Origin of the sequence: uncultured Mailhella sp. (genome assembly GCF_944324575.1) — a bacterium.
GTDB lineage: Bacteria > Desulfobacterota > Desulfovibrionia > Desulfovibrionales > Desulfovibrionaceae > Mailhella.
Genome location: NZ_CALUWV010000129.1, coordinates 1 through 5,307 on the forward strand (window position 1 = coordinate 1; position 5,307 = coordinate 5,307).

6 protein-coding genes and 1 pseudogene are annotated in these 5,307 nt (G+C 60.8%); all 7 read left to right on the top strand.

What is annotated here, in order from left to right:
- Positions 1–795: pseudogene (locus Q0J81_RS10415) on the top strand (hypothetical protein); the annotation flags it as partial.
- Entirely contained in the window at positions 788–1,924 is a 1,137-nt protein-coding gene (locus Q0J81_RS10420) for a phage baseplate assembly protein (protein ID WP_294447693.1), read from the top strand. The pseudogene Q0J81_RS10415 and the gene Q0J81_RS10420, both read left to right, overlap by 8 nt.
- Positions 1,921–2,523 (top strand): phage baseplate assembly protein V, encoded by a 603-nt coding sequence (locus Q0J81_RS10425; protein WP_294447695.1) that lies wholly within the window; start codon positions 1,921–1,923, stop codon positions 2,521–2,523. The genes Q0J81_RS10420 and Q0J81_RS10425 overlap by 4 nt, the downstream gene beginning before the upstream one ends.
- 86 nt (positions 2,524–2,609) lie before the next feature.
- Positions 2,610–3,080: a phage GP46 family protein gene (locus Q0J81_RS10430; RefSeq protein ID WP_294447697.1), complete on the top strand. Its 471-nt coding sequence runs from the start codon at positions 2,610–2,612 to the stop codon at positions 3,078–3,080.
- Positions 3,077–4,120, top strand: coding sequence for a baseplate J/gp47 family protein (locus Q0J81_RS10435; protein ID WP_294447700.1), 1,044 nt, complete (start codon positions 3,077–3,079; stop codon positions 4,118–4,120). Before Q0J81_RS10430 ends, Q0J81_RS10435 begins: the two co-directional genes overlap by 4 nt.
- Positions 4,120–4,737 (top strand): putative phage tail protein, encoded by a 618-nt coding sequence (locus Q0J81_RS10440; protein ID WP_294447701.1) that lies wholly within the window; start codon positions 4,120–4,122, stop codon positions 4,735–4,737. The genes Q0J81_RS10435 and Q0J81_RS10440 overlap by 1 nt, the downstream gene beginning before the upstream one ends.
- The gene (locus tag Q0J81_RS10445) at positions 4,724–5,191 is read left to right on the top strand and encodes a hypothetical protein (protein WP_294447703.1); all 468 of its coding nucleotides are present in this window, start codon (positions 4,724–4,726) and stop codon (positions 5,189–5,191) included. The genes Q0J81_RS10440 and Q0J81_RS10445 overlap by 14 nt, the downstream gene beginning before the upstream one ends.
- The last annotated feature ends 116 nt before the right edge of the window (positions 5,192–5,307 follow it).

The following is a 5,307-nucleotide window of genomic DNA, read 5'->3' on the forward strand; positions in this document are numbered from 1 at the left end:
CAGTATCTGGACAAGGGCGCCTGGGTGGTCTCGCAGATAGAAAACGCCGCCGGCGTCTTCATCAGCAGCGTGAAAAGCGTGCTGTCTCTGCCGGAAGGTTTTTCGTCTCTGACTGATCTGGCCGGTTCTGCCGGCTGGCTCACGGGCATGATTTCTGCGGGGAGCTTCGGTGTTTCCTGCTGGAACATGGTGCAGACCGGAGCGGAAAGCTTCACCGGACAGAGTGCCGGCTCGTCGTCCGGCACGGGCATGGGGCAGGACTCGTCCTCTGTGGGAAGCACGTCGTCCGGTACGACAAAAAAGCAGTCTTCCGGGCTGTACTCTCTGCTTTCCCTGGTGCAGTCGGCTCCGCAGGTGACGGCGTCGGAAGTCTTCGGCACGTCGCGCAGGGCTGCAGCGGAAGGACAGGCAATCATGGCCAGCGTGCAGCGGCAGATGTGTGCGGCTGCGGCATGTTCCGTGGCCGCCGCGTATGCGCCTTCCACCACCAAAGAGGCCGGAGAGCTTCAGGCGGCCGTGCTCGATGCCATAGACGCCGCTCAGATGGAAGCCGACGATGAAACCTTTGCCGCGCTTTCCGACCTTCGCACGGTCACGCTTCGCGCCATGGCGGAAAAGGCCCGCACGCTTCCCGACGTGATCAGCGTAACGGAAAGCCAGGTCATGCCCTCGCTGGCTGTGGTCTGGCGCTGGACCGGCGGTCTGGAAGCGGAACAGGAACTTGTCGCGCGCAACGGCCTGCGGCATCCCGGATTCGTGCCGGGCGGGCAGGCACTGGAGCTGATACATGGATGACATCACCTTGACCGTGGGCGGTGTGAATTGGACGGGCTGGGAGTCCCTGCAGGCTTCCCGCAGCGTGGACGCCATGGCCGGCGCGTTTTCCCTGGGACTTGCAAACCGCGTTCAGTACGGCGGCGCGGCTCTGCCCCTGTCGCCCGGCGTGGACTGCGTGCTTGCCTGCGGGGCGGATACGCTGGTCACCGGCTTCATCGACAGCGTTTCCCAGTCGCTCGATTCCGGCAGGCACGGGATAACCGTATCCGGGCGGGACAGAAGCGCCGATATTGTGGACGCCTCCGCCGTACATGCGCCGGGCAGCTGGAAGGGCGCTTCCCTCATGGATATCTGTTCGGCGCTCTGTGCGCCTTTCGGCGTGCCGGTCACGCTGGAAGGCGACCAGGGGCAGCCCGTTACGGCGTTTCAGATACAGCCCGGGGAAAGTGTGGCGGAAGCCATGCAGCGCCTTTTGAAGCAGCGCGAGCTTGTGGCCATGCCGGACGGGAAAGGAGGACTCAGGCTGGCCAGGCTGGCTCAGGAAACGCTTTCTGCCGTGCTTCAGGAAGGCGTGAACGTGCTTTCGGCCTCGGTCACCTTCGACGCCTCCGCCCGTTTTTCCGAATATGTCGTGACCGGGCAGAAGCAGGGCACGGATCAGGACTTCGGCAAGGCGTGTTCCGTCAGGGCGACGGTCACGGATGAGCAGATAACGCGTTATCGGCCGCTGGTCATCCGGGCAAGCCAGCAGGGGGGTGTTGCCTACATGCGCCAGCGCGCCCGGTGGGAAATGACCACAAGACGGGCGGAAGGCACGTCTGTGCAGGTCACGGTGCAGGGCTGGCGCGACAGTGCCGGCAGGCTCTGGGAACCCGGTGTGCTGGTGCCGGTGCATCTTCCTGCGCTGGGGATATCGCAGAGTCTGCTTATTGGAGAAGTGACCTGGACGCGGGACGCGGGCGGGACCACCACGCAGCTGACACTGAAAGATCCCGCGGCCTGGCAGCCGGAACCCGAAGCAGCCCAGAAAAGCACAGCCTCCGGGGCTTCCTCATCTTCCGGTTCCGGAACGGACTGGGATTTGTATGTCAAGCAGGCGGAAAAGGCCAAAGCCGAGGGGCAGAAGGTGAAGGAGGTCATGGCATGAGCCGCGACAGCTTCATGGAAAGTTTGCGCAACCTCATGCGTGACGGCGTAGCCCGTGCCGTGCTCAACGTTGTGGACGACGAAGGCAACATGCAGCGCGTCCAGATATCTCTCTTGGAAGATGAAGTCATCGACGGCGTGGAGCGCTTCCAGAACTACGGCTTCACCTCCGTACCGGATGAAGGCGCTGAGGCAACGGTGGTGTTCGTGGGCGCGGACCGTTCTCACCCCGTCGTGGTGGTGGCGGACGACAGGCGCGTGCGCAAGAAGGGACTGAAGCCCGGAGAAGTGGCCATCTATCATAAGGACGGAGACTTCATCCACCTGAAGAACGGCAACTGCATGGATATTTCAACCAGAACTTTAACTCTCTCCTGCGAAACGGCCACGCTTTCCGCAAGTTCCGAGATCACGCTGGACACGCCGCTCGTCACCTTGACCGGACGCCAGCAGACCACGGGCGAAAAGTCCGGCGGCGGAGCGTCCACCTTTGTGGGCGGTCTGGAAAACACCGGCGGGGAAGTCATCAGCAACGGCATTTCCCTTGAACATCATACCCACCCAGGCGACAGCGGCGGAACCACGGGAGAACCGCAATGATGGAACGTGTCATTGTCTGGTGTGTCGTTGTGGTGAGCGTTCTTCACCTTATCCGTTTCATGAGGGGCGGCTAGATGGACATTCTTATGGCTCAAAACGAACAGGGGCTTTTCGATCTGCCTGTGCAGAGGGGCAACCTTGTGGGCGACAATTCCCTGGGCACGGAAATCATGGTCTCCCTGTTTACCGATGTCAGGGCGGAAAAGGATGAACTTCCGCCGGAATGCAGAGACTTGCGCGGCTGGTGGGCGGATGCGCTGCTTTTCCTGCAGGGCGACGAGCAGGGCATCGGTTCCAAGCTCTGGCTTCTGCGCAGGCAGAAGCAGCTGGAATCCGTGCTTGTGCAGGCGGAAACCTATGCCCGAAGCGCGCTGCAATGGCTCATCAATGAGGGGCTGGCCTCTGCTGTGAGCGTCACGGCGGAAAATCCCGTTCAGGGAATGCTTGCTCTCAAGGTGTCCGTCACAAGGGCAAGTCCTTCCGTGGTCCAGCGCGTGACCGACGCATGGATGATCAACCTTACTGAAACCGATGTCACCATGATGGGGGTAGTATGAGCTTTTCCAGGCCTTCCCTTGCTACGTTGCGCTCCCGCATTGCGGCCGACGTGTCCGGCCGTCTTCTGGACGGCGCGCCGCTCAAATCCCGTTCCGTGCTTTCCGTGCTGGTCTGGGTGTGGGCCGGAGCCTGTCATCTCATGTACGGGGCTTTGCAGTGGTATTTTTCCCAGTTCTGGATAAGGACGGCGGAACAGGAATTTCTGGAGCTCAAGGCGTCCACCTGGGGCATGACCCGCAAGACCGGCGCCCGTTCCGTGGGACAGGTTTCCTTTTCCGGAGCCGGTCTCGTTCCCGCAGGAGCCGTGCTCAAAAGTGACGGCGGACTGCTCTTTACCGTGGACGCCGACGTGGCCGTGCCCGGTTCCGGCATGATCACGGCTTCGGAAAGCGGCAGTTCCGGCAATCTGGACGCGGGCGAAACACTCACGCTGGTGCAGGCTGTGGCCGGTGTTTCCGGTTCGGCAACCGTGCTTTCTCTCAGCGGCGGCGTGGATGCCGAAACGGATGACGAGCTCCGGGCCCGTCTTCTGGCCACCTTGCAGGCGCCGCCCATGGGCGGCACGGCGACGGACTATGTGACCTGGGCTCTGGAAGTGCCCGGCGTCACCCGTGCGTGGTGTTATCCGCTTTACCTGGGACTCGGTACCGTGGGCCTGTCCTTTGTCTGCGACGGACAGGAAGAATCTCCGCTGCCGGATGAGGAAATGGTGCAGCGCGTGCAGGACTACATCGACGCACGCAGACCTGTGACGGCCGATTTTCTGGCCTTCGCGCCGCAGGCGCTGAAGGTGGATGTCTCCTTGAAGATTTCCCCCAATACGGAAGCCGTGCGCAATGCCGTCAAACAGGAACTTGCGGACCTCTTTGTCCGCGAAGGGGCACCCGGCGTGACCATCCCCCTTTCACATATCAATGAGGCTGTGAGCATTTCCGCCGGAGAAGAAGACCATGTGCTGGTGTCGCCTGCGGCAAACATTGTGCCGGATGAAAACGTCATGCCCATGCTCGGCAATGTATCCTTTGCGGGGGTGGACTGATGGCCGCCCATACCGCGGCGGACTATGCCGCCATGCTGAGAAAACTGCTGCCGCGCGGAGTCATCTGGACGGCGTACCCGGAATCCAACCTTGCCCGTCTGCTTGCCGCCTTCGGTGCGGAACTGGCCAGACTGGAAGGCGATGCACAGCGCCTCCTCCGTGAGCTCGATCCGCAGCAGACGCTGGAAGCTCTGGAAGACTGGGAAGAGGAACTCGGGCTTCCGGATGAATGTTCACCGGAAGGTGCAGGCGTGGCGGCCAGGCGTGAAGCCGTGGTCAAAAAGCTTCAGCGCGGCGGCCTCATGAATGAGGCCTATTATGGGGAACTGGCCCGCGCTCAGGGCTATGAAAATGCCGTTGTCTCCCATGTGCGCGAGTTTCGCGTGGGCGTATCGCGTATGGGAGACAGGCTGAACGATATCCTTTTTCATCATGTGTTTTTCGTCTCCGTGCCGTCCGGCGGTCGGATTCGGTCTTTTCGTATGGGAGAGTCCGTCATGGGCGAGCGCCTGCGCGCATGGGGCGACAATTCCCTGGAATGTATTTTGAACCGTCAGAAGCCTGCCCACAGCAAGGTTTTTGTCACTTATCAAGGAGTGGAAGATGCAGAGAATTAAAGCTTCCGGTGTCGTGTCGGTCATGCCTCCCGTACAGGAAAATTCCTACAATCCCGGTTACTTTTCCAACGGGAATCCTGCTACCGGCGAGTTGGCCACCATGATGACGGCCGAGTGGTGCAACGGAGTGCAGGAAGAACTGATTAACGTTATTTCCAAGTCCGGCCTTACTCCGTACCAGACGGAACTGGATCAGCTCTGGCAGGCTATACAGAAGCTGTTTTCCACGGCCGACGCGGAAAAATGGCGCAAATCCATGATCGGCAGCATTGTGCCTATGACGTCGTCTACGCTTCCCGAAGGCTTCGGCCTCCCGGATGGTTCCCTGTTTCTTTTTGAAGATTACCCCGAACTCAAGGAAAAGTATGATGCTGGCGGCTTCAACGGCATGACGCTTGAAGCAAACGCTTCTGCCGAGGATAAGGCCGCCTGGGTCGGCAAATGGGTAAAGTAGCCGCAAGGGCTTGGATTGTATGCACCTCGTCTGCAAGGACTGTTTTTGCGGAACGGGGGGACTGTGGGCAAATACAATGCTCCGGGGCTTCCCAACATCGTTGGCAGTGCTGGTGT

What these genes read in the sequence shown, in the direction of transcription:
- Q0J81_RS10425 (WP_294447695.1), top strand. Translation starts at nt 1,921, where the DNA reads ATGAGCCGCGACAGCTTCATGGAAAGTTTGCGCAACCTCATGCGTGAC.
- Q0J81_RS10420 (WP_294447693.1), top strand. Translation starts at nt 788, where the DNA reads ATGGATGACATCACCTTGACCGTGGGCGGTGTGAATTGGACGGGCTGG.
- Q0J81_RS10440 (WP_294447701.1), top strand. Translation starts at nt 4,120, where the DNA reads ATGGCCGCCCATACCGCGGCGGACTATGCCGCCATGCTGAGAAAACTG.
- Q0J81_RS10430 (WP_294447697.1), top strand. Translation starts at nt 2,610, where the DNA reads ATGGCTCAAAACGAACAGGGGCTTTTCGATCTGCCTGTGCAGAGGGGC.
- Q0J81_RS10435 (WP_294447700.1), top strand. Translation starts at nt 3,077, where the DNA reads ATGAGCTTTTCCAGGCCTTCCCTTGCTACGTTGCGCTCCCGCATTGCG.
- Q0J81_RS10445 (WP_294447703.1), top strand. Translation starts at nt 4,724, where the DNA reads ATGCAGAGAATTAAAGCTTCCGGTGTCGTGTCGGTCATGCCTCCCGTA.